Annotated in this window: 27 protein-coding genes; 12 read left to right on the forward strand and 15 right to left on the reverse strand. The window is 63.5% G+C overall.

What is annotated here, in order from left to right; translation table 11 throughout:
- Positions 1 to 214: 214 nt before the first annotated feature.
- Positions 215 to 1,630 carry a M20 family metallopeptidase gene (locus tag ACTJK6_RS15460; RefSeq protein WP_440839509.1) on the forward strand — a complete coding sequence of 472 codons (1,416 nt, stop codon included), beginning with the start codon at positions 215 to 217 and terminating at the stop codon, positions 1,628 to 1,630.
- Positions 1,631 to 1,702: 72 nt separating this feature from the next.
- On the forward strand, positions 1,703 to 2,518 hold the full coding sequence (locus ACTJK6_RS15465) for a transporter substrate-binding domain-containing protein (protein ID WP_440839510.1): 816 nt from the start codon (positions 1,703 to 1,705) through the stop codon (positions 2,516 to 2,518).
- Between the two features lie 15 nt (positions 2,519 to 2,533).
- On the opposite strand, the gene tet is transcribed toward ACTJK6_RS15465, so the two are convergent.
- Both tet and ACTJK6_RS15475 read right to left on the reverse strand, forming a co-directional pair.
- Positions 2,534 to 3,715, reverse strand: coding sequence for a Tet(A)/Tet(B)/Tet(C) family tetracycline efflux MFS transporter (gene tet, locus ACTJK6_RS15470; protein WP_316870069.1), 1,182 nt, complete (start codon positions 3,713 to 3,715; stop codon positions 2,534 to 2,536).
- A gap of 119 nt (positions 3,716 to 3,834) precedes the next feature.
- Positions 3,835 to 4,641 carry a hypothetical protein gene (locus tag ACTJK6_RS15475; RefSeq protein ID WP_232040840.1) on the reverse strand — a complete coding sequence of 269 codons (807 nt, stop codon included), beginning with the start codon at positions 4,639 to 4,641 and terminating at the stop codon, positions 3,835 to 3,837.
- 409 nt (positions 4,642 to 5,050) lie between these two features.
- On the opposite strand from ACTJK6_RS15475, the gene ACTJK6_RS15480 reads away from it, so the two are divergent.
- From ACTJK6_RS15480 to ACTJK6_RS15500, 5 genes are all read left to right on the forward strand, one after another.
- Positions 5,051 to 5,323 (forward strand): hypothetical protein, encoded by a 273-nt coding sequence (locus tag ACTJK6_RS15480; protein ID WP_124381667.1) that lies wholly within the window; start codon positions 5,051 to 5,053, stop codon positions 5,321 to 5,323.
- A gap of 271 nt (positions 5,324 to 5,594) precedes the next feature.
- Positions 5,595 to 6,803, forward strand: coding sequence for an HD-GYP domain-containing protein (locus ACTJK6_RS15485; protein WP_232040842.1), 1,209 nt, complete (start codon positions 5,595 to 5,597; stop codon positions 6,801 to 6,803).
- Positions 6,785 to 8,341 carry an ABC transporter permease/substrate-binding protein gene (locus ACTJK6_RS15490; RefSeq protein ID WP_440839511.1) on the forward strand — a complete coding sequence of 519 codons (1,557 nt, stop codon included), beginning with the start codon at positions 6,785 to 6,787 and terminating at the stop codon, positions 8,339 to 8,341. The genes ACTJK6_RS15485 and ACTJK6_RS15490 overlap by 19 nt, the downstream gene beginning before the upstream one ends.
- A 64-nt stretch (positions 8,342 to 8,405) precedes the next feature.
- Positions 8,406 to 9,173: a sulfite exporter TauE/SafE family protein gene (locus tag ACTJK6_RS15495; protein ID WP_322017495.1), complete on the forward strand. Its 768-nt coding sequence runs from the start codon at positions 8,406 to 8,408 to the stop codon at positions 9,171 to 9,173.
- 167 nt (positions 9,174 to 9,340) lie between these two features.
- Entirely contained in the window at positions 9,341 to 9,781 is a 441-nt protein-coding gene (locus ACTJK6_RS15500) for a hypothetical protein (protein ID WP_232040845.1), read from the forward strand.
- Between the two features lie 67 nt (positions 9,782 to 9,848).
- Here the strand turns inward: ACTJK6_RS15500 and ACTJK6_RS15505 are convergent, their stop codons facing one another.
- Complete coding sequence (locus tag ACTJK6_RS15505) at positions 9,849 to 11,249, reverse strand: GntP family permease (RefSeq protein ID WP_440839512.1); 1,401 nt, start codon at positions 11,247 to 11,249, stop codon at positions 9,849 to 9,851.
- Between the two features lie 153 nt (positions 11,250 to 11,402).
- Positions 11,403 to 11,753 (reverse strand): hypothetical protein, encoded by a 351-nt coding sequence (locus ACTJK6_RS15510; RefSeq protein WP_440839513.1) that lies wholly within the window; start codon positions 11,751 to 11,753, stop codon positions 11,403 to 11,405.
- Positions 11,754 to 11,935: 182 nt separating this feature from the next.
- Between ACTJK6_RS15510 and ACTJK6_RS15515 the strand changes: the two genes are divergently transcribed.
- Positions 11,936 to 13,267, forward strand: coding sequence for an MFS transporter (locus ACTJK6_RS15515; protein ID WP_440817122.1), 1,332 nt, complete (start codon positions 11,936 to 11,938; stop codon positions 13,265 to 13,267).
- Between the two features lie 49 nt (positions 13,268 to 13,316).
- On the opposite strand, the gene ACTJK6_RS15520 is transcribed toward ACTJK6_RS15515, so the two are convergent.
- Positions 13,317 to 14,069, reverse strand: coding sequence for an oxidoreductase (locus tag ACTJK6_RS15520; RefSeq protein ID WP_414560994.1), 753 nt, complete (start codon positions 14,067 to 14,069; stop codon positions 13,317 to 13,319).
- A 311-nt stretch (positions 14,070 to 14,380) separates the two neighbouring features.
- Between ACTJK6_RS15520 and ACTJK6_RS15525 the strand changes: the two genes are divergently transcribed.
- The gene (locus ACTJK6_RS15525; RefSeq protein WP_003272088.1) at positions 14,381 to 14,665 is read left to right on the forward strand and encodes an HU family DNA-binding protein; all 285 of its coding nucleotides are present in this window, start codon (positions 14,381 to 14,383) and stop codon (positions 14,663 to 14,665) included.
- Between the two features lie 98 nt (positions 14,666 to 14,763).
- On the opposite strand, the gene ACTJK6_RS15530 is transcribed toward ACTJK6_RS15525, so the two are convergent.
- From ACTJK6_RS15530 to ACTJK6_RS15565, 8 genes are all read right to left on the reverse strand, one after another.
- A complete protein-coding gene (locus ACTJK6_RS15530; RefSeq protein ID WP_440817116.1) occupies positions 14,764 to 15,342 on the reverse strand; it encodes a HutD/Ves family protein in 579 nt (192 codons plus the stop codon).
- Positions 15,339 to 16,307: a formimidoylglutamase gene (gene hutG, locus ACTJK6_RS15535; RefSeq protein WP_440839514.1), complete on the reverse strand. Its 969-nt coding sequence runs from the start codon at positions 16,305 to 16,307 to the stop codon at positions 15,339 to 15,341. Before hutG ends, ACTJK6_RS15530 begins: the two co-directional genes overlap by 4 nt.
- Positions 16,304 to 17,104: an amino acid ABC transporter ATP-binding protein gene (locus tag ACTJK6_RS15540; RefSeq protein ID WP_316878698.1), complete on the reverse strand. Its 801-nt coding sequence runs from the start codon at positions 17,102 to 17,104 to the stop codon at positions 16,304 to 16,306. Before ACTJK6_RS15540 ends, hutG begins: the two co-directional genes overlap by 4 nt.
- Complete coding sequence (locus ACTJK6_RS15545; protein WP_012762742.1) at positions 17,101 to 17,769, reverse strand: amino acid ABC transporter permease; 669 nt, start codon at positions 17,767 to 17,769, stop codon at positions 17,101 to 17,103. Before ACTJK6_RS15545 ends, ACTJK6_RS15540 begins: the two co-directional genes overlap by 4 nt.
- Positions 17,770 to 17,787: 18 nt before the next feature.
- Positions 17,788 to 18,552 carry a glutamine ABC transporter substrate-binding protein gene (locus ACTJK6_RS15550; protein WP_260802064.1) on the reverse strand — a complete coding sequence of 255 codons (765 nt, stop codon included), beginning with the start codon at positions 18,550 to 18,552 and terminating at the stop codon, positions 17,788 to 17,790.
- Positions 18,553 to 18,612: 60 nt separating this feature from the next.
- Positions 18,613 to 19,383, reverse strand: a complete 771-nt coding sequence (locus tag ACTJK6_RS15555) for an IclR family transcriptional regulator (protein WP_440817110.1) — start codon at positions 19,381 to 19,383, stop codon at positions 18,613 to 18,615.
- 109 nt (positions 19,384 to 19,492) lie between these two features.
- A complete protein-coding gene (locus ACTJK6_RS15560) occupies positions 19,493 to 20,023 on the reverse strand; it encodes a hypothetical protein (RefSeq protein WP_440817108.1) in 531 nt (176 codons plus the stop codon).
- Entirely contained in the window at positions 20,014 to 20,181 is a 168-nt protein-coding gene (locus ACTJK6_RS15565) for a hypothetical protein (protein ID WP_232040856.1), read from the reverse strand. The genes ACTJK6_RS15560 and ACTJK6_RS15565 overlap by 10 nt, the downstream gene beginning before the upstream one ends.
- A gap of 94 nt (positions 20,182 to 20,275) precedes the next feature.
- Between ACTJK6_RS15565 and ACTJK6_RS15570 the strand changes: the two genes are divergently transcribed.
- From ACTJK6_RS15570 to ACTJK6_RS15580, 3 genes are all read left to right on the forward strand, one after another.
- Positions 20,276 to 20,818 carry an ester cyclase gene (locus ACTJK6_RS15570; RefSeq protein ID WP_260802067.1) on the forward strand — a complete coding sequence of 181 codons (543 nt, stop codon included), beginning with the start codon at positions 20,276 to 20,278 and terminating at the stop codon, positions 20,816 to 20,818.
- Between the two features lie 145 nt (positions 20,819 to 20,963).
- Positions 20,964 to 21,893, forward strand: a complete 930-nt coding sequence (locus ACTJK6_RS15575) for a DUF2167 domain-containing protein (RefSeq protein ID WP_322017647.1) — start codon at positions 20,964 to 20,966, stop codon at positions 21,891 to 21,893.
- A 3-nt stretch (positions 21,894 to 21,896) separates the two neighbouring features.
- The gene (locus ACTJK6_RS15580) at positions 21,897 to 22,616 is read left to right on the forward strand and encodes a site-2 protease family protein (RefSeq protein WP_009241367.1); all 720 of its coding nucleotides are present in this window, start codon (positions 21,897 to 21,899) and stop codon (positions 22,614 to 22,616) included.
- Positions 22,617 to 22,931: 315 nt separating this feature from the next.
- Here ACTJK6_RS15580 and ACTJK6_RS15585 read toward each other — a convergent pair whose 3' ends face one another.
- Complete coding sequence (locus ACTJK6_RS15585) at positions 22,932 to 23,993, reverse strand: hypothetical protein (RefSeq protein WP_440839515.1); 1,062 nt, start codon at positions 23,991 to 23,993, stop codon at positions 22,932 to 22,934.
- Positions 23,986 to 24,729: a hypothetical protein gene (locus tag ACTJK6_RS15590; RefSeq protein WP_440839516.1), complete on the reverse strand. Its 744-nt coding sequence runs from the start codon at positions 24,727 to 24,729 to the stop codon at positions 23,986 to 23,988. The genes ACTJK6_RS15585 and ACTJK6_RS15590 overlap by 8 nt, the downstream gene beginning before the upstream one ends.
- Positions 24,730 to 25,571: the final 842 nt, after the last annotated feature.

Below are 25,571 nucleotides of genomic sequence, written 5' to 3' on the forward strand. Positions count from 1 at the left end.
TGTTCGATTCACTGGAACAGCACACCTGACCCAGTCTAGGAAAGCGCCTACCGAGTGCCAAGCGTTGCGCTCGCCCTTGGGCGTGTTTCTGCCCAACGCGCATGAGGGACTCGGGGATGCCCCCGGGTGCACATGCCCTGAATCACGTTGCATAATCGAATCGATTGACGAAGCAACGACTTTGTTGGCGCCACCATAACGACAGGAGACATCCATGATCACGCCCCCCATCCGGCTGAAACGTACTGCGCTCGCCTGGCTTCTGGCCAGTGCAGCCTTGCCGACGTTCGCGCAGATTCCGTCCAGCCCTGGCGGCACGCCATCCGCAACTGCGCAACCTGCGGCGGCCACGGCCGGCGGGATCGACGTGGCGCAGATCAAGCCGGCGGTGGACGCGGCGGTCAATGCGGAATACGGTCAGCTCGACCTGCTCTACAAAGACATCCACGCGCATCCGGAGCTGGCGTTCCAGGAAACGCGCACGGCGGCCAAGCTGGCCGAGCAGATGCGCAAGATCGGCTTTGATGTGACGGAGCACGTTGGCAAGACCGGCGTGGTGGCTGTCTATCGCAATGGCGCCGGCCCGACGATCCTGGTGCGCACTGAACTCGATGCGCTGCCGATGGAAGAGAAGACCGGCCTGCCCTATGCAAGCCACGTCCAGACGAAATGGCGCGGCGAGGACGTAGGCGTGGCGCACAGCTGCGGGCATGACGTACACATGGCGTCGTGGGTGGGCACCGCCAAGACGCTGGTGTCGCTCAAGGACCGCTGGCACGGGACGCTGGTATTCGTCGCGCAACCTGCCGAGGAAACCGTGACGGGCGCGCAGAGCATGATCGACGACGGCTTCTTCAAGCGCTTTCCCAAACCCGACTATGCGTTTGCGCTGCATACCGGCCCGGGGCCGTACGGTTCGATCGTTTTCAACAGCGGTCCGATCACGTCCAACTCCGACGGGCTGGAAATTACGTTCAAGGGCCGCGGCGGCCACGGCTCTGCGCCCGACAAAACCATCGACCCGGTGATGATGGCGGCGCGCTTCGTGGTCGATCTGCAAAGCGTGATCAGCCGCGAGAAGGATCCGCAGGAATTTGGCGTGGTGAGCATCGGCGCCATCCAGGGCGGCAGCGCCGAGAACATCATCCCCGACAGCGTGCTGCTGCGCGGCACGATCCGTTCGTACAAGCCGGCGGTGCGCCAGAAGATGCTCGACGGCATCCGCCGCACGGCCAAGGCCGTTACCGAAATGTCGGGCGCGCCGGACGCCGATATCAAGATCACGGAGGGCGGCAAGGCGGTCAACAATGATCCGACCGTGGTGGCGCGCACCGAGGCGATGTTCAAGACTGCCTTCGGCAACGACCGCGTGCTGCGCGTGCCACCCATCACGGCCAGCGAAGATTTCTCGGCGTTTGTTGACGCGGGCATCCCGTCAATGTTCTTCTTCATTGGTGTGAACGATCCGCAGACGTTCTTCGCCTCGCTCAAGCCGGGTGCCAAGCCGCTGCCGACCAATCATTCGCCGCTGTTCGCGCCCGTGCCGGAGCCGTCCATCAAGACGGGCGTGACGGCAATGTCGCTGGCAGTGCTCAATGCGCTGCAATGGAACAAGGCGTCGGGCCAGTAGGCCGGCGTTGATGTGGGCGCGGAGCCCGATGACCGGGCGGCCGCGCCTTTTGATTTCTCAGGAGGGGATTCCATGTTCAACCGTTTCATCCGCACCGGCGCCCTGCTGCTGTGCGCCTGCGCCGCGGCACCCGCCCTGGCACAAACCACGACGCAAGCCACCAACCGCCTCGACGAAATCATCGCGCGCGGCACGCTGCGCGTCGGCACCACCGGCGACTACAAGCCGTTCACCTACAAGAACCCCGCCGATGGCCGCTTCATTGGCCTGGACGTCGAGATGGGCGAACGCCTGGCCAAGGCACTCGGCGTGAAGCTGGAAATCGTGCCGACCACGTGGTCGACGCTGATGCAGGACTTTGCAGCAGACCGCTATGACATCGCCATGAGCGGTGTGTCGGTCACGCTGGAGCGGCAAAAGAAGGCGTTCTATTCGATCCCGTATCAGCGCGATGGCAAGACGCCGATCACGCGTTGCGAGAACCAGGCGAAATACCAGACCCTGGCGCAGATCGACCAGCCGAACGTGCGCGCGGTGGTCAACCCGGGGGGCACCAACGAGAAATTCGCGCGCGAGCACTTGAAGCAGGCGCAGATCCGCGTGTATCCGGACAACGTGACGATCTTCAACGAGATCGTCGCCGGCCGTGCAGACCTGATGATGACCGACGCAGTGGAAACCAAGCTGCAGCAAAAGCTGCATCCGGAACTGTGTGCCGTGCACCCGGAAGCGCCGTTCGATTTCTCCGAGAAGGCATACCTGCTGCCGCGCGACGTGGTGTTCAAGAACTTCGTCGACCAGTGGCTGCGGCAAACCACCGAGAGCGGTGAATTCGCCAAGCGCTTTGATGCGTGGCTGGCGTATCCGTGGAACACACCGGCCAAGTAAACGGCCTGAGCAGTGCTATGCCCGTGCGGCGCGCCTGGCAGCGCCGCCCATCAGCAGCACGAGGCACACTCCGTTAAGCAGCGCGCCAAGCATCCAAACCGTGCCGGACCACACCGGCGCGGTCATCGCATACACCGCTGTGGCGGCCAGCGGCCCGATCATCGCGGCCACGCTGGCAAGGCTTGCCAGCGCGCCCTGCAACTCGCCCTGCTCATGCTCGCCCACCTGGCGCGAGAGCATGGCCTGCAGCGCCGGCATGCCAACCTCGGCCATGCACAGCACCACCATGGTCGGGTAGACCATCCAGCCGGCGCTGATCCAGGCCATCGCCGCAAAGCCAGCCACATCCATCATCACGCTCAACACCACGGCGCGGCGCTCGCCCAGCGCACGTGAGATCGGCCCGGTCAGGAATGCCTGCGCCAGCGCATGCATCAGCCCATAAGCCGCCAGTGACAGGCCGGCGGCACGGGTGTCCCAACCGAAGTGCGCCTCGCCGTGAATGACCCACAGCGTTTGCGGAATCTGCCCGACGATTTCGATGATCGCCAGCACAGCCAGCAACGGCAACAGCGTCGGCACACGTGCCACGCGGCGCAGCGACTGCACCGGCAGCAGCGCGCGCCACGCAAACGGCGCACGTTCTGCACGGCGTGACTCCGGCAACGCGAAGCAAGCCACCAGAAAGTTGACGCCGTTGAGCGCCGCCGCCAGCAGGAACGGCGCACGCAGCCACCAGTCGCCCAGCAGCCCGCCCAACGCCGGCCCGGCGATGAATCCCAAGCCGAAGCACGCGTTCATCAGCCCGTAACGGCGCGCGCGATCGGCCGGCGCGGTGATGTCGGCGATGTACGCCGTCGCCACCGCATAGTTGGCACCGGTGATGCCCGCCACCACGCGCCCCACATAAAGCACCCACGCGTGGGGCGACAGCGCCATGACGAGGTAATCGACCGCCGCGCCCGCCAACGACAGCAGCAGCACCGGCCGGCGCCCGTAGCGATCGGCCAGCGCGCCCAGGATCGGCGCAAAGACAAATTGCATCGCCGCATACGCCGCGATGAGCAGGCCGAATTCGAATGCGATGTCGCCCGTGTGGTCCAGCTCGCGCAGCAGGCTTGGCAGGATGGGCAGGATCAGCCCGATGCCCATGGCATCGAGCGTCAGCGTAACGAGGATGACGGCAAAGGCAGGCATGCGAACGCGCCGCGGGCCCGTCGGGCGGCGGCGCTTCGAAAAACAGAAAGCCGAGATGATGCCGTGGAAGTGCGCGCTTGCAGCGTCGTGCGGCGCTCAGGCGAAAGCCGCCGGCAAGCTTAGTGGAGGTTGGCCGGATCGCCGTGTTGCAGGGCCAGTGCGTCGCGCAGCAGCGCGTCGGTCATGTCGCGGCCCAGGAGCGCCGGGTCAAAGCGCGCGGAGAAACGCGTCGAGCACGACTCCACCTGCAACACCACCTGGCCCGGCGGCAGCAGTTCGATGTCGACGTGGATGACCTCGTCGTCTTCGGTAAAGGAATGCAGCAACGTCAGTGCGCGGTAGCCGTCGGCGCGTTCCACGGCGGTTTCGGTCCAGGACGGCGCCAGCAGCGCGCAGTTCACCAGCGTTTCGGGCTCGTCAGGGCGATACAGGTGCAGGCCCATCATGGTCGAAGCAGCATCGGCCACGCCGGACCATTCGGCTGCAGGAATCAGATCACCGAGCAGCCGAATGTCGTCGACCGCGGCGTCGGTCTGCACAAAAGCGGCACCCAGGAAAAAGGCAGTCTCGTCGCGGAAACCACCCGCCACGGTATTGCGCCACAGGCGATGGCTGCTCTTGCTGCCGAGCGCCACTTGCGACAGCACCTTGGCTGCGCGTGCGCCGTCTGCGCCCGACCACTGGTCCACCGCACCATGCGAGAACAGGCGATCGGCCATCACCAAACCCACGCCTTCGGGCAATACGCGCTCTTTCAGCCAGTTGGCCAAGACGTGCACACCGCTGAACGGCATGTCCGGACGGCCGATCGCATGCGCTCGCACGCGGCCGTTTTCCGGCACGTGGAACGGCATGGCAAACAGCCTCGCCTGATAAGCGACGCCGTCAATCTCGAAACGGGCGATGGAAGCGGTGGTGATGGACATGATGACCTTCCTGCTGCAAGGGGCGGAAAACGCCGCCCGTACCTGCATCAACGACCATCCACGCCGAATGTTTAGCCGCCACATGGGGGGTTGGGGGGGAGGGGAATCCCCACGTCTGTAATGCAACGCAACAATCGGGGGACTGCGAGGCAGGAATTTTTTGCCGCTCCAGCCGTCACACCTTCGCATTAAGGGTTATCCCGCATCTCATATTTTCATTTCAATTCAATGACTTATATGCAGATTGCGGTGCTTGAGGGGTCACAATTGTTCTTATTTTTTGAACAAAGAGTTTAATAGAACTGCTTTTTTACCCCCTGAGCAACGACTAAGCTTATGCCATCGCGTTACCGCACCGCAGCGAAACCTGCCCTGCGGCAATGCTCACCCCCCTGTTGTGGAGTTCACCATGAAAACCAAGAACCTGATTCTCGCCTCGCTGATCGCTGTTGCCGCTGTTCCCGCCTTCGCTGCTGGCGTGCAAAGCCAAGACCCGTACACCAACGGCCAAGCCGTGACCAAGGCTGACCCCTACACCGACGGCGCCCGCAAGGCCGACGTCTACACCGACGGCGCCGTGCGCAAGGCAGACCCGTACACCGACGGCGCGCTGCGCAAGGCCGATCCGTACACCGATGGCGCCCTGGTCGGCAAGGCTGACCCGTTCAGCGACGGCCAATAAGTCGTCCGTCCGCTGTTCGCATCACCCGTATCACTCTCCCTCCCCGATGCCGGGTGCCCCAGTTGGCACCGGCACCGGCTTACCGAGGCGGCCGTTTGGCCGCTTTTTTTTTGCCTACACCCGCAGAGTTCACATTGCGAGCCCGGATTTTTCCTCCCTCAAGCCCCTGGGCGCGCGTCCGATAGAAGAGAATGCATTCATTGGCGGGGCGCCTTCCCTTGAACCCGTTGCGCAAACGTGCCTCGCCACGGACCGATCCCTGAACATCAACATGCGCAAGCGCATCGCCATCGAACACCTGCGGGTGGGCATGTACCTCGACGAATTTGTCGGCTCGTGGCTCGACCACCCGTTCTGGCGGGCACGTTTTCGCGTGGAAGACGCCGCCCAATTGCAGCGCCTGCGTGCCAGCGGCGTGCGCGAGGTGTGGATCGACACCACACGCGGCACCGACGTGGCCGCCGCCAATGCGGCACCTCCGGCCCCTGAAGCCCCGGCGCCGCCCGCCTGCGCCGCCGACGCCAACATCGCACCGCGCCCCATCACGTATGCGGAAGAAATGCGCCGCGCCGCCCGTCTCATCAGCAAGGCAGAGGTGGCCGTGCAGGCCATGTTTGCCGATGCGCGCATGGGCCGCACGATCGAAGCGCGCGACGCATTGCCCTTGGTGGAAGCCATTTCAGGCTCCGTAGACCGCCACCCGAGCGCACTGACAAGCCTCGTGCGCCTGAAAGCAAAAGACCGCTACACGTTCCTGCATTCCGTGGCGGTATGCGCGCTGATGGTGTCGCTGGGCCGCCAGTTGGGGCTCTCCGATGACGAAGTGCGCGACGCCGGCCTTGCCGGGCTGCTGCATGACATCGGCAAGATCGCGATCCCGCCTGAGGTGTTGAACAAGCCCGGCGCCCTGACCGATGCTGAATTCCGCCACGTGATCGTCCACCCGCAGGCAGGGCACGACATCCTCGCGGGCGACAGCAGCATGCGCGACATCGCGCTCGACGTCTGCTTGCACCACCACGAGCGCATGGACGGCACCGGCTATCCGCATAAGCTCGCGGGCGAAGGCATCTCGCTGTTTGCGCGCATGGGCGCCATCTGCGACGTGTACGACGCCGTCACGTCCGACCGCCCATACAAAAAGGCGTGGGAAGCTGCCTACGCGGTGCAGCGCATGGTCGAATGGCGCGGCAACCATTTCGACCCGATGGTGTTCAATGCCTTTATCAAAAGCGTGGGCATCTATCCGGTGGGATCGCTGGTCCGCCTGCGTTCAGGCCGGCTGGCGGTGGTCATGCAGCATGCGCCGGGCGCCTTGCTCACGCCCACGGTCAAGGTATTCTTCTCGATATCGTCGGGCACGCGGATTGCGCCCGAGCTCATCGATCTGGCGCACACCGGCGACCAGATCGTCTCGCGAGAAGAACCCCGCGACTGGGGCCTGACCGACCTCAACGAACTTTGGATACACGGCGACTGATCCGTAGTGCCTTTCCGTGGCGCCTGCTGGCATGGCTCGCGCTGGGCTGGCTGGCGTGCAGCGCATCGGCCTTGGCCGAACCACCACTGCGCATCGGCTCCAAACGCTTCACCGAGTCGTACGTGCTGGGCGAGATCCTCACGCAGACCGCAAGCCCCCACGGCCCCGCCGAACACGTACCGGGCCTGGGCAACACCGCCATCGTCTTCGCCGCGCTCAGGAACGGCAGCATCGACGTCTACCCGGACTACCTCGGCACCATCGCCGCAGAAATCCTGCACTTGCCTGCCGAGCAGGCTGCCAACCCCGATCAGGCAGCGCTGCTGGCCGACGTGAACCGTGGCCTGGCACCGATGGGCCTGGCGGCCGGCGTGCCCCTCGGCTTTGAAGACACCTACGCGCTTGCCATGCGCGACGCCGATGCCGAACGCGAACACATCCGCACGCTCGCCGATCTGGCCACGCACCCGGCGCTACGGCTTGGCCTGTCGCACGAATTTCTCGGCCGCGCCGATGGCTGGCCGGCCATTGCGCAGCACTACAAGCTGCCCCAAAGACCGACGGGCCTCGACCACGGCGTGGCCTACGACGCGCTGCGCGCCAGCCAGGTCGACGCGATCGACATCTACTCCACCGATGCCAAGATCCGCCGCGAACATCTGCGTGTGCTCGACGACCCTGCGCACGTCTTCCCGCGCTACGACGCCGTGCTGCTGTACCGCGCTGACGTTGCGCAACGGCATCCGGCGCAATGGCAGGCGATCAGCGCCCTCGCCGGGCGCATCCAGCGCGACGACATGGTGGCGATGAACGCCGCGGTCGAACTCGAAGGCCAGTCGTTCTCGCAAGCCGCGCGCCAGTTTCTCGCTGGGCGTGGCAGCACGCCAGCAGCGACGCCGGCTCATGCATTCTTCACCCGGCTGATGGACGGCCTGGGGCGGCTCACGCAACGACATCTGATGCTGGTGGGTATTTCGACTGGCGTTGCCGTGCTGCTCGGCGTGCCGCTGGGTCTCATGGCGGCGCGTCGCCGGATCAAGCAGCCGATCCTTGCCGTCGTAGGTGTGCTGCAGACGATTCCGTCGCTGGCGTTGCTGGCGATGCTCATCCCCATCGTCGGGTCGATTGGCGTCGTGCCTGCGCTGATTGCGCTGGCGGTCTATGCGCTGTTGCCCATCGTGCGCAACACGATCGTCGGATTGGAGCAGGTGCCCGATGGCCTGCGCGATGCGGCATTGGCGCTAGGCTTCACGCCGTCACAACGCACGCGCGTAGTGGATCTGCCGCTGGCGCTGCCGGTCATTCTGGCTGGCGTCAAAACCGCCGCGGTCATCAGCGTGGGTACGGCGACCATTGCCGCGTTCATCGGCGCCGGCGGCTATGGCGAGCGCATCGCCACGGGGCTCGCGCTCAACGACAGCGCAACGCTGCTCGCGGGTGCCATCCCCGCCGCGGTACTGGCGCTGCTCGTGCAGGGCGCGTTCGAGGTGGTCGAATGGTGGCTGCGCCGACACGGCAGTGACACCCCGCTCCGCTGACGAGCACGCGCGCGGACGTTCCATTACCATCGCGGTCATTCCAGCCGCCTTGCACGCCCCGCTTATGACCACGCTCCCGTTTTCTACCGCCCTGCTCGTCGCGGCGGCCGGCGTTTATGCCGGCGCCCAGAATGCCCTTGCGGGCGGCGGATCGTTCATCACGTTTCCGGCCTTGCTGCTGGCGGGTCTCAACCCGCTGGGCGCCAACATGACGTCGACAATCGCGCTGTTCCCCAGCCAGATCACCTCGTCGATTGCCGGGCGCAAACTGGCCGGCGGCGTCGATGCCGGCGAACATCACCTCTCGCTCAAGCAGCTCATTGTCATCAGCCTGGTGGGCGGTGTGCTGGGCGCACTGTTGCTGTTGGCGACACCGCCGTCGTTCTTCGCCAAGCTGGTGCCGTATCTCGTGCTGTTTGCGACGAGCGTGTTTGCGTGGGGCAGCTTCCGCCGCAAACCGCTGCATGCGGCATCGGGCATGTCGACCACCGCGCTGGCGACCGCACAGTTTGCAATTGCCATTTACGGCGGCTACTTCGGTGGCGGCATCGGCTTCCTGATGCTCGCGGCGCTGACTGTGGCCGGCCAGCAGGTGCGCATGGCGGGTGCGACCAAGAACGTGCTCGCCATGACGATGAATGCATCCGCCGTGGCGGTGTTTGCGTTCTCTCCGCAGGTGAACTGGGCGGCCGTGGTGGCGTTGGGCATTGGCGGCATCGCGGGCGGATTTGCCGGCGCGTGGCTGCTGCACCGGCTGCCGGAAAAAGTGCTGCGCGGCTTCGTCGTGATCGTCGGGATCGTCCTGACGGTCTGGCTGTTCATGCGCGCCTGAGCGCCACACCTGACGTTGACTTGACAGCGTTTGTCCGACAGACGGTTCAGTCAACGCCTACTGTCTGCCGGGGGGCCGCTTTCCTATTGTGACGTTCGGGATGCACGTCGTGGCACGCGGCATGCGTGCCGTGAAGTCGACCCCGTGTCACAACAAGGAGAACGAGCATGCAAGCACGCAAGATGTCGAGTCTGGCCGCAGCAATTGCAATGGCCGCCTGCGCGTGGATCGTCGCGGCGCCCGCGCAAGCCCAGCAGAAGGATCACAGTGCAGTGACGGGCGTCGACAGCCCGATGGAGGGCCCGCGCACCCAGGTTCAGCGCAACGCCGATGCCGCTGCCAACCCCGGCTATCACAACAACGCCACCGGCGCGCAACCCGAAGCCACGCCCGGCACGCTCAAGCAGAAAGTCCATCGTGCGCATGTGAAGACCGACAAGTGGGTCGACAAGCACGTCACGCACCGCCATGGCAAGGGCAAGGCGATGGCCGAATCGTCGTCGGACCGCGCGTTCTGGTCGCACCGCGCCAACCAGTGCGATTCGCTGGTGGGTGAAGCCCAGCGCGTCTGCCGCGAACGTCGCTCCGAAGCGGTGAACGGCCAATAACGCTGCTCGCGGCCCATAGAAAAAGCCACCGATATCCGGTGGCTTTTTTGTTGCGACAGACAGGGCGTCAGACGATGCCGGTGGCGTAGAACACGGCAATCACGAAGAACACCGCCAGCGTCTTGATGATCGTCACGCAGAACACATCGCGATACGCCTCGCGGTGCGTGAGGCCCGTCACGGCCAGCAGCGTGATCACGGCGCCATTGTGCGGCAGCGTATCCATACCGCCCGAGGCCATCGCCGCGACGCGGTGCAGCACCTCCATCGGAATGCCCGTCGCCTGCGCGGCCTGCACGAACTGATCGGCCATTGCCGCCAGCGCAATGCTCATACCGCCCGATGCGGAACCGGTGATGCCGGCAAGCGTGCTGACCGTTACTGCTTCATTGACGAGCGGATTCGGAATCGCACGCAGGCCATCGGCGAGCACCAGGAAACCCGGCAGCGCGGCAATCACGCCACCGAAGCCGTATTCCGAAGCGGTGTTCATTGCGGCAAGCAGCGCGCCCGACACGGCCGCCTTGCTGCCTTCGGCAAAGCGGCCCTTCACAGCGCGGAAGCCGAACACCAGCACCACGATGATGCCGATCAACAGCGCCGCTTCCACGGCCCAGATCGCGGTCAGCTTGTCGGCTTCAACCGTCAGCGGCTTGGGCAGGCCGGGCAACGCAACGGTGACGACCTTGCCGTACCACGTGGGAATCCAGCGCGTGAACAGCAGGTTCATCACGCCCACCAGCACCAGCGGCGACAACGCGACGAGCGGATGCGCGAGCGTGCCGGTCTCGGCGGTCTCGGGCTCGTTCACCAGCTTGGTGAGGCCGTGGTCATAGCCGTGGCCATTGCGCAGCGCTGCGCGGCGGCGCCATTCCAGATACGACATGCCGACCACGATGATGAACAGCGCGCCGATGGTGCCGAGCCACGGTGCCGCCCACGACGTGGTGTGGAAGAACGTGGTCGGAATGATGTTCTGGATCTGCGGCGTGCCCGGCAGCGAATCCATCGTGAACGAGAACGCGCCCAGTGCGATCGTGCCTGGAATCAGGCGCTTGGGGATGTTGCCCTGGCGGAACATCTCGGCTGCAAACGGGTACACCGCAAACACCACCACGAAGAGCGACACGCCGCCGTAGGTCAGCAGCGCGCACACCAGCACGATGGAAAGCATCGCCCGCTTGGCGCCTACCACCCGGATGACCGACGCGACAATCGAGCGCGAAAAGCCCGACAGCTCAATCACCTTGCCGAACACGGCACCGAGCAGGAATACCGGGAAATACAGTTTGACGAAGCCGACCATCTTCTCCATGAAGATGCCGGAGAACACCGGCGCCACAGCCGATGGATCGCTCAGCAGCACCGCGCCGAGGGCAGCGAGTGGTGCAAACAGGATGACGCTGTAGCCGCGATATGCGGCGAACATCAGAAATGCCAGCGCAGCCAGCACGATGATGACGGACATCGACAATCTCCTCGCATGCTTTTCTTTTAAGAGCGAAGGATTGTATGTCGCGATGCAACAGATTCCGTTACGCAATCACGCGTATTGAACTGACGGCGGAACTGGCGTTCGCGCGCGCCGGATGGGCCTCTTCGTCACGTTGACGATGACGATTCAATGACGGTGCCCCCACCCTCCTCCGTGACCCCAGCCGCCGCGACCGCCCCACCCGCGGCCACCCCAACCGCGATGGCACCCCCAGCAGCCGCCCCCGCCAATCCACACGCTGCCGAACACCGGCGCCGCGTAAACCGGCGCTGGGTAATAGGCCGGCCCATAGTAGTAGTAAGGATCGTACGGATACGCAGCCGCTGGCGCAGGCGCCACGGCCATCGGGGGGATCGGGTTGCCGTAGGCATCGTAATACGGTGCGACCACGCAGCCGCCCAGCAAGACGACCGCGCACGCGGCCAGCGCGCCCGGCAGGATGGCGGCACGGCGGCCAGGTTGCGATGCGCGGTCCATGATGTGCTCCGTTGGATGCATGTGCATATGCGTTCGACAGTGTTTGGCTGACTCAATTCCAAGGTCTTCGTATACCGCGCCGCAGCGAATCCTTGCCGGATCACTTACCATGACCGCTTCGCCGCCCGCGCTGGGGAGAGATCGAGGCAGGCGATGCCCATAAAACACTGGAGGACACATCCATGCAAGCCACGGCAGCGCCCACCCACGGCGATCGGGCAGCGGCACCGGCCATCTCTGCGGCCACCCGACGCAAGGCCATCATCGCAGCCACGATCGGCAACGGCCTCGAATGGTTCGACTTTACCGTCTACGGTTTCTTTGCGCTCATCATCGCCAAGCTGTTCTTTCCCACCGGCAATGAACTCACTTCGTACCTGCTGACCGCCGCCACGTTCGGCGTGGGGTTCTTCATGCGGCCGGTCGGCGCCGTCGTCCTTGGCATTTACGCCGACCGCGTAGGACGCAAGGCAGCGCTTACGCTGACCATCATGATGATGGCGCTGGGCACGGCCATCATCGGGTTGGCCCCCACTTACTCTCAGATCGGCGTGGGCGCGCCGATCCTGATCGTCATAGCGCGTCTCATCCAGGGGTTCTCCGCCGGTGGTGAAGTTGGCGGCGCCACGGCGTTCCTGATCGAATACTCCCCCGACGAAAGGCGCGGCTACTTCGCAAGCTGGCAGCAGGCGAGCCAGGGCATCTCGTTCATCCTCGGCGCGGCAATGGGCGCGCTCGTCATCAACGGGCTTTCGCCGGAACAGGTCGACGCCTGGGGCTGGCGCATTCCATTCCTGTTCGGGCTGCTGATCGGGCCGGTCGGTATGTACATCCGCTCGCACCTGCACGAGCCGCCGGCGTTTAAAGAGCAGAAGGCTAAGGCCGCCAAGGAATCGCGCCTGGCGCCGCTGTCGCAAGTTTTCCGCGACCATCCGCGCGAAGTGCTGGGCGGCCTGGGCGTGACGATTCTCTGGACGGTCTGCACCTATACGCTGGTGTTCTACATGCCGACGTATGCCAAGCAACAACTTGGGCTACCGCTCGGTGCGACGTTCCAGTCGACTGCACTTTGCGGCGTGATCATCTTTGTGCTGTGTCCCATCATGGGTACCCTGTCCGACCGCATCGGGCGCAAGCGCATGCTGGGCACGGTGGCGCTCGTCATTGCAGCTGCGGCGTATCCGCTCTTCCACTGGCTCAACGTCAACCCGACGGTGCAGACCCTGCTGCAGGTGCAGGTGATCCTGGGTGTGTTGCTGGCGGCATTCACGGGCCCGGCTCCGGCCGTGCTGGCCGAGCAATTCCCGACGGCGGTGCGGTCTACCGGCCTGTCGATTTCGTACAACCTGGCGGTCACGATCTTCGGTGGTTTTGCTCCGCTGATCGTCACGAAGTTGATCGAAACCACCGGCAGCAAGCTGGCACCGTCGTACTACGTGATGGCCGCGGCGATCATCAGCGTGCTTGCGCTGTCGCTGATGCACGACCGCACGGGCAAGGCGATCGAAAAGTAATCGCTTGAAGTAGACCCCGCGCGAAACACGAGCGAAAACGGCCGGTGGATCACCCCACCGGCCGTTCGTCTTTTGCGCCCAGCAACGCTGCGTTTTCCAGCACACGCACGCCCGGCGCATCCACACGCGCCGCCATGACGAGCGCTGCCGCCACCGATTCCGCCGACACCGGTCGCCATGTCTTCGGAATCATCCATCCGATTGCATGCGACACGCCTTGCGCAACGCGTTCACCGAGCCGAAATTCTGCGCGCGCGCCGAGCAGCAATGACGGCCGAACCACCGTCACGGACGGAAAGCCGATCGACAGGATTTCGGCCTCCACCTCGCCTTTGCAGCGGTTGTAGAAAACACGGGAGTGCGCATCTGCGCCCAACGCGCTCACCAGCAAAAAATGATGCGCACCCGCAGCAAACGCGCGCCGCGCCAATTCGACCGGATACTCGACATCAACGCGCCGGAATGCAGCCTGCGAGCCAGCCTTCCGGATCGTCGTGCCAAGCGCGCAGATCACGATATCGGCGGCAAACGCAGACTGCGTTTCGGGCGCATTCAGGCGTTCAAAATCGACCACGCATTCGCGCAATCGACCGGGTGCTGCCTGCCCCGCTGTCAAGGCCGCGCGCCGCCGTACAAACGCCGTGACGCTGCCCGCCCAGGGCTGCGCAACCAGACGACGCACCACCGCGCGGCCCACCAGCCCGTTGGCGCCGGCCACCAGAACGGCCGGTCCGCTGGGTTGCTCCGGCGATTCGCCGCCGGCCGCGAAGCCTTGTCCGACAGGCATTTGCGAACTCGACATGATGTTCTCCATGAAGTTTGCACGGGCCCAGAAACACAGTGTACGGCGTCTGCCGAACCGGTTTTCGGCAGCGCCGCCTGCGCGCTTTCGGTGCGTTTTCGGCAAGAAGGACGCTTGCGGAAATGCAAACAAACCCCGTCGATATCAGGTGTTTCCCGGATACCCGCCCGCAAACCCAGGCGGGACAAGTGTCGGCTGCAAGCAACGGCCCGCAAACCCTTGCAGTTAGGGGATGTGCAACCCTTCGCAACGGTGATATAAAACGGGTCGCAGTACAACGCTGTCCAACAAACCTGAAGTGGGGAACTGACATGACGACCAAATCCGAACTCGTAGCCGCCATTGCGAAAGACGCTGAACTGAGCAACGCCGCCGCCGAGCGCGCGCTGAACTCCGCGCTGGAAAACATCAAGAAGACCGTCGCCAAGGGCGGCACCATCACGCTGGTTGGCTTCGGTTCGTTCTCGTCGGGCAAGCGTGCAGCACGCACGGGCCGCAACCCGCGCACCGGCGAAGCCATCAAGATCCCGGCAACCAAGACCGTGAAGTTCACGGCTGGCAAGGGCTTCAAGGACGCCGTGAACAAGAAGAAGTAAGAGTCTTCTGCCGAGCCCGGCATGCGTGCCGGGCCGGGAGACTTGCAAGGGACCCTACGGGGTCCCTTTTCTTTTGGTGCGTTTGATCTGGCGCAACGTCATGCGACCGGCCACACACCCACCAGATAACCGACCGAACCGACACGCGCGACAACCGTGCACGGATCGCCCTCGGCATCGAGCCATGCAGCCGCGCCCTGTGGTACATCGCCCGCGCCGATCGACAGCACGCCGTGCACGCAATACACCAGCCATTGCATGCCCGGATGCAATCGCGGCAGCGAACGGCGCTCGCCGGCTGCCAGGGTAATCGCCTCGGCGTGATGCGCCCAGGCGTCGCGCCGCGTCATCACGTTGAAATCCGACAGCGGCGCATCGAGCGTGGCATGCACGTCCGCTTCCCCGGGAAAGCGCACCGGCGCTTCACCAGGGGCCAGCATCACGGCTTCGAAGTCGGCACGATGCATCGTCAGACGGCCGCCCGCAATCACCGCAAGCGATCGGTCAATACCGGCAAAGCGCGAGAACGGCCCGGCCGCGTCCACCTGCGCGGTGCTCACGCGCCAGTCGAAATTGTCGAGCGTCGCTCCAGCCGGCGCGATGGCGATTTCAGTCGTGACGCCGCCGCCGTTCTTCCACGGCATGCGGCGCATTGCATCTGCAGGAATCAGCTTCATGAGCGACGCAACAGGTGATAGGCCAGACGCGCCGCCACGCGCACGGTGCGACGGTCCTGGTCGTATTCGGGATTGGTCTCGGCGATGTCCGCCACGCGCACCTTGCCGGTGGCGCAGACATGCTGCACGAGGGCTTCGAGCACCGGCAGCGTGATTCCGTAGGCCGCAGGTGCGGACACGCCCGGCGCAACGGCGGCCGCCAGCACATCCATGTCGATGGTCAGGTAGACGTGATCGGCATCGGCCAGCCATGCATCGAGGTCGGCCATGCGGGCATCGAGGTGCCGCTCCTGCACGTCGGTGTCTTCTACGTAGTGCGCGTGCAGTGCATCGGCGCGCTCGAACAGCGCGGGCGTGTTCGACAAGCGGCTCACACCGAGGCAGCAATACGTGAGGTCGACGCTGTGTGCGGCGCAGTCTTCTGCGATCTGGTCGAACGGCGTGCCGGAGTTGCCCGGGCGGCTTGTGCGCAGGTCGAAATGCGCATCGAAATTGACGACCGCGAGACGCCCCCTCCAGCCTTGTTTCTGCCAATGCTGACGCAGGCCCTGGTAGGTGCCGAACGCCACCTCGTGTCCCCCACCGAGCACGACCGGCCGCGCACCGGCATCGAGCAGCTTGCACACGGTGCCGCCAAGCGCGGCTTGCGCGCGTTCCAGATCGCCGTCTTCACACGTGACATCTCCCGCGTCGGCGAGCACCGACAGCCCATGCGCGGGAACATTGGCCAATGCACGGCGGATTTCGCGCGGGCCCTGCGCAGCACCGGCGCGGCCGTGGTTGCGCACCACGCCCGCGTCGCACGCAAACCCGACCAGCGCGGGCACGCCGGACAACGCGGATAACGTTGTCGCATCAGCCGCTTGCACGATCTGGAACAGGCGCGTGACGTCACCGCGTTCGCCGGTGTCGTCACGCCCCTGCCAGATGGAAGCATCGAACGTAGCAGCTTCGGTCATCGTCATGCGCGTGTCAGCACCGCTTGCAGGAACGAACGCGTGCGCGCTTCCTTGGGCTCGCCAAAGATGACCGACGGCGGCCCAGCTTCGACGATGCCGCCGCCGTCCATCACCACCACCACGTCGGCCACTTCGCGTGCGAAGCCCATCTCGTGCGTGACCACGAGCATCGTCATGCCTTCCTTGGCCAGCACCTTCATCACCTGCAGCACTTCGCCAACGAGTTCCGGGTCGAGCGCAGATGTCGGCTCGTCGAACAGCATCACCTTGGGCCGCATCGCCAGCGCACGGGCAATGGCCACGCGCTGCTTCTGTCCGCCTGAGAGGCTGGCAGGCATCGCGTCGGCCTTGTGCGCCAGGCCCACTTTCTGCAGCAGCTCGCGCGCTTCGGTCTCAGCTTCGTGCTTGGACTTGCCACTCAGCATGCGCGGACCAACGGTGACGTTGTGCAGTACCGAAAGATGCGGAAACAGGTTGAACGACTGGAACACCATGCCGACCTGCTGCCGCAGCTGGTTCAACTCGCCATCGGGCAGCAACTTGCCGTTGTCGATCAGGCGCTTGCCGCAGATGTCGATGGTGCCGCCTTCTGCGGTTTCCAGCCCGTTACAGCAACGCAGGAACGTGCTCTTGCCCGAGCCGCTAGGGCCGATGACGACCACCACCTGCGAGGCGTCGACGTCAAAGTCGATGCCCTTGAGCACGGTGTGATCGCCATACGATTTGGTGAGCCCGCGGATCTGGATCATGGGGACATCCAGCGCGGACTTGAGTGTTTGCGGGTTCGCATTCGTCATGTTCATTGCACCATGCCTCCCGCACGGATGTTGCGTTCAAGGCGATGCAGCAGATAGCTGGCGGCGCTCGTCAGCACTAGGTACACCAGCGCAATCGCCAGATACACCTCCAGCGAGCGATACGACACGCTGATGATCTTCTGCCCTTCGTGCATCAGGTCGTGGATCGTGAGCAGCGACACCAGCGCCGAGTTCTTGATCAGCGCGATGAACTCGTTGCCCAGCGGCGGGATCATCCGCACCACGGCCTGCGGCAGGATGATCGCGCGCATCGACTGCGCCGACGACATGCCGATCGAGCGTGCCGCCTCCATCTGCCCACGATCCACCGACTGGATCGCACCGCGCACGATTTCGGACACATAGGCGCCCGAATACACGCCCAGCCCCAGCACGCCGCACACGAATGCCGGCAGCAGGATGTCGAACTGCGGCAGCCCGAAAAACAGCAGGAAGAGCTGCACCAGCAGCGGCGTGCCACGGATGAACGTCACGTACACCGTGCAGATGCCGTAGATGAATCGGCGGCGCGGGTTCAGCCGCCCGATGCCGATCAGCAAGCCAAGCACGCAGCCGAGCACCAGCGCGGCGGCCGTCACCTCAACGGTCACGAGCGCACCGCGCAGAATGTCGTGCCAGCCGGCCCAGACAGGAGAAAAATCCAGTTCCATCAGTGTGTCCGTCGGTCGTTACTTGGCGGCGGCGCCAAACCACTTCTTGACGATCTGGTCATATGTGCCGTCGGCCTTGATCTTCTCCAGCGCGGCGTTCAACGCCTTGGTCAATTCCGGTTGATCGCGGCGCACGGCGATGCCGTATTCCTCCGTGGTCAGCGCGGGCTCAACCAGGCGCAGACCCGGACGCGCCTTCACGTAGTACGCGGCTGCGGGGCGGCCCGTGACAGCAGCATCGGCACGGCCGATCTCGACGAGGTTGAACATCTGCTCGTTCTTCTCGACTTCCACGCGTTCGACCTTCGGGTAGTTCTCGCGCAGGTAGTTGACCGACTTGGTGCCCACCTGCACGCTGACCTTCTTGCCGTTCAGATCCGCCGGCGTCTTGATGGCCGTGTTGCCTTGCTTGACCATCGCGACCAGGCCGCCGTGGTAGTACGGCACCGTGAAGTCGACCACCTTCTTGCGCTCTTCCGTGATGTAGATGCCGGAGATGGCCACGTCAAAGCGGCGCGAGATCAGGCCCGGGACGAGGCCCTTGAAGTCGATGTCGGTCCACTCGACCTGACGGCCCATGGTGCGGGCCAGCGCTTCGATCATGTCTACATCAAAGCCGGTGCGCTTGCCGTTTTCGACAAACTCCATCGGCGCGAAGGTGGCGTCGGTGGCCACGCGCAGTGGCTCGCCAGCAGCGTGCGCAGCAGTTACGAAAGACGCCGCAGCGGACAACGCCACGGCACAAGCCAGCATCGAATGCATGAAGTGACGACGATTCCCCATGAGTGGTCTCCTTGTGTGATGCTTGTGGGGTGAGAAAAAAGAATCGGAAAAATCAAAAATTCAAATGTCCTGCAGCCGCGCAGAAATGGACGCAGCCGCCGCAACGGTCATGTCGATCAGGCGCTGCTCCTTGCCGCGCACGCGCGTTGCCGGCGCCATCAACGTGATGGAGCCGAGTGCGTGGCCGGGCAGCCGGAACACCGGCACGCTCACGCCCCAGACGCCGGGATCGACCTCGCCTTCGGACAGCGCATAGCCCGCGGCGCGAATGTCAGCGAGTTCACTTTGCAGTTGCGCCTGGGTGTCGGTATCGACGGCCAGTAAGTCGGCGAGGATGGCGCGCGCGGCAGCAGGTGGCATGAACGCGAGCAATGACTTGGCAGAGGCGCCGGCCAGGAGGGGCACGCCGCGCCCCTTCTCGAATGAGCAGCGCAGCGATTGCTGGCTCTCGACCATCTCCAGGCAGACGGCCTGGTCCTTCACGGCCACGACCAGCCCCACCGATTCGCCCGACTCGGCCACGAGTTTGGCCATGCCGATGCGCGCTTCCTGCACAAGATGCGAAGCGTGGTCGAAACCGAGTGCGAGTTGCAGGCTGATCGGGCCCGGAGCATAGGTGCCGGCCGATTCCAGGACAAAGCCCCATCGCTTGAGCATCGCCACCTGGCGGTACAGCGTGCTCTGCGGCAGGCCGGTCAGTTCGACCAGCTCGCGCGCTGCAACCGGGCGGCCGTGGCGCGCGATGGTCGCGAGCACCATCAGCACGCGGTCCGAACCGCTCGTGGCGGCAGCGGATTGTGCTGGCGAAGGGGCCAAGCCCGGCTCGGTCATCGCGAAACTCCGTCGAGTGATGTTGCGACGGAGAATGCGACGATTTTCTCAATACATCAACGCAACATTCCCATCCACCGGGAATGAATCACGAATTCGGTGTTAACACCTAGGACGCGTCGGTCACATTCCAGACTTCTTCGTCCAGGCGCGCTTCCAGAAACGCGACAACGGCGTGGGCGGATGCCTCGCTGCGGCATGTCGCGAGCGCGGCGTACAGCGGTGCGGCCAGGCCGTTGAGAAAGTCGGTCGGCGCTTCCGGACCTTCGGCGAGATAGCGCTGCAAGGCCGAGAATGCCCCCGCCTGGCTCAGGCGCCAGTCGGCAATCGAGGCCTGCCGCACGTGGCGCGGTGCAAATGGCTTGGCAGGCGCAGGCTGGAGCGGCGGCTTGAGCATGGACACCGTCTTGATTGGCGCGCGGCTTGCGACATAACCCTCGGCGATCAGGCGCGCGAGGTCTTCGGCACGATCGTCAATGTCGGGGCCGGCACTGCTCAACTGCGCCAGGATGTCCGCCGCGCAGCGTTCGCCATTGACGAGCAGCAGGATCGCCCGCTGCCGATGCGTTAGGTGCCCACTGCGCGCCTGCAGCTCCTGCGTGCCGCGCTCCGTGCGCGACAGGATGTGGCTCAGATCCACCGTCCCCTCCCTTGTTTTTTATGCGTCTGTTCGATGAAGGGCCAGTCTAGAAAAACCCGGCGCGGCGCGGACCATTTGAATGCCGTATGGCGCGCGATACCGACTATCACGTGCGCGGCATTGCGTTCGCGCAGGCGACCGGCATGGCGATCGATCATCAAATCTGGATTGAAACCAGATCGACTCACAGGGCCTTTATCGTCTGCGATTGGAAATCTACAGTGCAGCGCTTCACAACCAACGGAGTCCACCATGCTTATCCGCCCCGCCTTGCTCGCCGCCGCCGTGCTGACGCTGCCCGCCCTCGCAATGGCACCCGCAGCCATTGCGTCAACCTCCGATGCTGATCTCATCCGCGCGAACCACGTCGCTGCGCCTGACACGCCGCAGGCTGCAGCCGCCGTGCTGGCCGCACGTCGCTACGCCACCTTCTGGCATACCGGCGATGCTCGCTATGCCACGCAGGCCCTGTCGCCCGCATTTGTCGACCGCACATTGCCCGCCGGGCGCGTGCAGGGCACGCAAGGCCCGCTCGATGCGTCCAAGGCGTTCCGCACCGCCGTGCCCGACATGCGCGTGGAAATCGAAGACATGGTCGTTGCCGGCGACCGCGTTTCGGTTCACCTGCGCTTTCGCGGACACTTCACCGGAGAGTTCGGCCGCACGCACGGGCAGAACCAGCCGATCGACTTCCAGGCCTTCGACCTGTATCGCATTGCCGACGGCAAGATCGCAGAAAACTGGCACCTGGAAGACAACCAGACGCTGCTGCGGCAGATGGGCCTTCAACCGTAATCCTCACGGCTTCATTAACGCCCATTAACAGCCCTGCTCGCCGCTCCCGCTATGCTTCGGCCCAGCTTGCAGACCGCCCGGCGGCTGCGCAAGCATGAGAAGAATCGAGCCAATCAACACACAAGAACATCTTCGGGAGAAGCACATGGGAAAGGGGTTTCAGGGCGCGTTGCGCACCTGGGCGGGCGCACTCGCCTGCACGGCGGTGCTAGGTGCGATGGGCGCGATGGGCGCTACGTCAGCCCACGCGCAACCGGCCAGCGATCCGCAGCAGGAAATGAAGCAAGCCTGGGCTGCAGCCAAGGCTGCCGCGAAGGTGGGCCCCACCTCGATCGAACTGCGTGACCAGGCCACGCTCAAGATCGGCAAGGATGAGGTCTTCATTCCGCAGCCGGCCGCCGGGCAGCTCATGCATGCCATGGGCAACAGCAACAACCCCGACATGCTGGGCCTCGTCATGCCCACCAGCGACGAAGACGAATGGATGGTCGTCGCCAAGTACGAGGCCTCGGGCTACATCAAGGACGATGACGCCCGGGACTGGAACGTCGACGATCTGTACAAATCGCTCAAGGAAGGCACCGCCGCCGCCAACGAAGAGCGCGAGAAGCGCGGCATCCCCGCACTGGAAATCCAGGGCTGGGTCGAGCGTCCGCACTATGACGCCGCCACGCACCGCCTCATTTGGTCGATGGCCGCGCGCTCCAAGGGCCAGCCGGCAGATGACCCCGGCGCGGTCAACTACAACACCTACGCACTGGGCCGCGACGGCTACATCAGCCTGAACCTGATCACCGGCCGCGACCATGTCGACGCCGATAAACCCGCCGTGCAGAAGCTGCTCGCCGATCTCGATTTCAAAGATGGCAAGCGGTACACCGACTTCAACGCGAAGACCGACAAGGTGGCCGAGTACGGGCTGGCAGCGCTGGTGGGTGGCATCGCCGCCAAGAAGCTGGGCCTGTTTGCCGTGATGGCTGCGTTCCTGGCCAAGTTTGCGAAGGTGGCGATCCTGGCGGTGGCAGGCTTTGGCGCGGCCATCGCGAAGTTCTTCAAGCGCAAGCCGAGCGCATAAGCCGTGGCCAAGCTGCTGATCCTGCTGTTTTCAGGGCTGAAGTTCGGCAAGCTGCTGACCACCGGCGGCACGATGCTGCTGTCGGTGGCCGCCTATGCCTTCGTGTTCGGCTGGCGTTATGCGGTGGGTTTCGTGGTGCTGCTGTTCATCCACGAGATGGGCCACTTCATGGCGGCACGCCAACGCGGGCTGGCCGTGGGGGCGCCCACCTTCATCCCGTTCGTGGGCGCATGGATCGACCTGAAAGAGCAGCCGATGGATGTCGAAACCGAAGCCCATATCGGCTTGGCTGGCCCCGTCGCCGGCACGGTCGGCGCGATGCTTTGCTACGGGCTTGCGCGCTACACCGACAGCCAGTTGCTGCTGGCGCTGGCCTACGCCGGCTGCTTCCTCAACCTGTTCAACCTGATCCCGCTCTCGCCGTTTGACGGTGGACGCATCACGGCGGTGCTGTCGCCGCGCATCTGGTTTCTGGGGGTGCCGGTGCTGGTGGCGCTGTTCGTGTGGCGGCCGAGTCCGATCCTGATCCTGATTGCGGTGCTGGCCGTGCCGCAGTTGATGAAGGCGTGGCGTTACGACCCGCATGCGCCCGAAAACCGCGCGTACTACAGCATCTCGAACGAATCGCGCCTGACCTACACGGTGTATTACATCGGCCTGGTCGTCTTTCTGGCGATGATGAGCCACGAGTTGCACGACATGCTCGGCAGCGTGCGCGCATAAAAAAACCTCCGCTTGTGCGGAGGTTCTTTCTTGGGTCACCGTGAGGCTTGTCTGGGCAAACGGCGCTTTCCGAGATGACGGCTGCGATGTCGAAGCGCTCCGCGCTCATATGGCAAAAACCTACCCAGGGCTTAGAACGTTCGGCGATAGCGCACACAGGAGACTGGTCCTCGCGCAAGGGCTCAATGCCAAAGCCGCCGCAAAAAAAGCAACTGAGGCTGCCAGCGAGATCGACCGTTTGCTTGAATCTGCACGACACGGAGGAATCTTAGGTTGACCACAATGAGCCAACGGAGTGCTCACAGGCACTGCATCTCACACGTTGCCGTTTCCTCGGTGTCGTCTTTGGCGGCACCTTCTACCTGTGTTGGCCTCGTTTTCGACACACAACATCTGGGACGCCTGGGCGGAATCGACGCCCTCTCTTGTTTCCTTGCTAGGTTGGTTGAAAGACAGTGTTCTCGCTACGTTTGCCTGCGCGCATCCGCAGTCCAAACAAGCGCCGTGTAAAGCAACATGATGCACCGGGCAATGCAGTACGCCCGGCAGTTGATGTACGGTACCCCAATAGCGGAATTGTCGGATCGTTGGCCGTTCATGCGCCGCCTTGAGGATAGGAACTTCCCGTCCATCCACCACGCTGACACCGTCACGATAGAAGGCCTCCACCGTTCGGAGGTAAGCCGAGGCAACGGTTTGTCCTGGCCTAAGGAATGTCTCCCAACCAAAACTTAGTTTTTCACGATCGTCCTGGCTGATGATGAAATCGGCGGCATGAGCAACTCCATTGCGCGCAGCGACATCTGGTGCCCCAAGCTTCTTCCGTTGAATGCGTATCCGGCCCCTCGCCCCTGAGTTGTAGTACCTAGGCAGCAACGCATTCATGATGCATGCGCCGGCCCAGTACAGATGCAACAGAGAGGCCACGATCTTTACTCGCACACCAAGTTCTCGGGCGCGCTGCTCGAGCGCGCGATAGTAAAGGCCGCCTTCGAGCAGGGCGAATGTGGTGTATTGGCTCAGTATCGGCGCAAGGATGCTCCATCGCCTATCGCGTACTGAAAGCTGACTGCAGCGCTTCGAAGACGCGTTCTCACGCTCATATCGTGACTGAATTTGATCATCGGAAAGCAGCCATTCGGCTGGAACGTCCCCTTCACCAGTTTCCGCCCCAGACTGCCCCAGAAGAACTTCCATTTCTCGGAGGGAGTAGCGCCGTGGGCGACGATAGTAGGCCAGCGACTTCCCGATTACGTTAGAAAGCGCAATCAGCCATAAGCTGTCTGCTGCCCGATTAACTAATACGACCCGGTAGGAACCAGCAAAGCGGGAGGCAGGAGGGATTCGCAAGACGAGATTTGCCCGAATCTCACGCATTCCGCGCCTCCTGGAAAAGCCGGCGACGCAACGCTCCTCGCAGTCCCCTTCCCCCCAACTCGGCCATCTGAGAGGTCTGTGTGGGGACGGATAGATCGATGTCGACGTCAAGTCGCCAGGCAAGCAGCTTGAATGCGGGCCATGCTAGTTGCCTCTGCATGCTCGAGCCGGCGGTCGCATACTCGACTGCGGCACGGATCGACGTTTGCGAAATTGCCTCGTTCAATAGACTGGCGAAGCGCGAAAATCCGGGCGCCGCGCGTATTTGCTGCTCTACCTGTAACGAGGCACCACAGTCTTCGAGGTTCGACAGAAGCGTGGGGGATAACGCAAGCTCGTGAGCCACGTGATACGTCGCCGAAATCGCAGCACAGTAGCGACGCTCAAGCTCAAGCCGCTGCATCATCCTCGAAGTGAACGACGCGCTTTCAAGGTCCCCTCGGCCCTTGCAGGAAAAGACTACGATTCGTGGGGCCGCTTCCCCGGCTAGAGTCACGACAACATCGAGAGTTGCAACATAGGGAACATCGCTGCCCGGAAATACCCCATGGGCAATTCCAGCCTCCTCAGCAAGTGTCAGCAATCCCGGAGCAGTGATCTTGCCGAATGAGCCGCCGCCCTCGGTGCCGGCCAGCGGATGCGGGTGCGCGAAAGGCCAAGCCGGGAACTGCTCTCGAACGTCGAGCGCACCAAGCCAATAGCAAAGCACACCGATCTGTCGCTCAACGCGAGTCAAGGCATGGAAAGGCCTGGTAGTGCCCGGAAGTGGGCCTACGGATTGATTTCCCCTTGGACTCGCGTTTTTTCGCCTCACTTCTATGAACGGCCGGTAAGCCTCCCCGTGTCCCTGCCCCATTCCCAACGCGATCATTTTCCGTAACTTCGCCCACGTCATAACCTTGCTCATGGCCTGAGTTCTCCAAAAGTCATTCGCAACGAACCGGCTCTCTTCAGTTAGTGGTAGGCGAGCGCCGTCCATGACAAATGAGCACGTGCCCATAAGGCAACGCGCCACTCGCAACTGCTGCGTTTTGAGAAAATCTCGGCAAAAAAAGGGCTTGACTTGGCTGAGGCCGGAGACAATACTGCGGATGTCCAGTCTCGCAGTAACGCCCTGCTCAAGAGCCAAGAAAGAAAGCCAGTCCTCCGAGATTGGCTTTTTTTTACATCAAAACCTCCTGCATCGAAGTGGAATAGGCAGGCCTTCAACCTGAAATAGGTTTGGAGGCATCCTCGGCGATTCGCCCAGCAACGCAAAAGAGCAAATCGGCTGCCGTAGCAGCCTACAGCCGCTGGGGCCGACGTGGCGGGCTGCCCAGGATTTCTTACGTTGGAAAAGCGAGTCTGATCTGGCGAGCCAGCAATTCGTTAAATCACAGCCAACGAAAAACATACTCTTTTGGAATTATTACGTCCAGAATTTGTTTGATTTCCTGTACTGGCTTATGACAATGATTTTTTTATATTATTTTTCATATTTAAGCAGCACCCCAATCAGCCGGCTTAGGTGAGACAATAAACTTAGTAGGCTGTCGATCTTCTCGCTCCAGCCACCTTACTCGAGTGGAAGAATCCGAA

The organism is Ralstonia sp. 22086, from assembly GCF_052045975.1.
Taxonomy (GTDB): Bacteria; Pseudomonadota; Gammaproteobacteria; order Burkholderiales; family Burkholderiaceae; genus Ralstonia; species Ralstonia wenshanensis.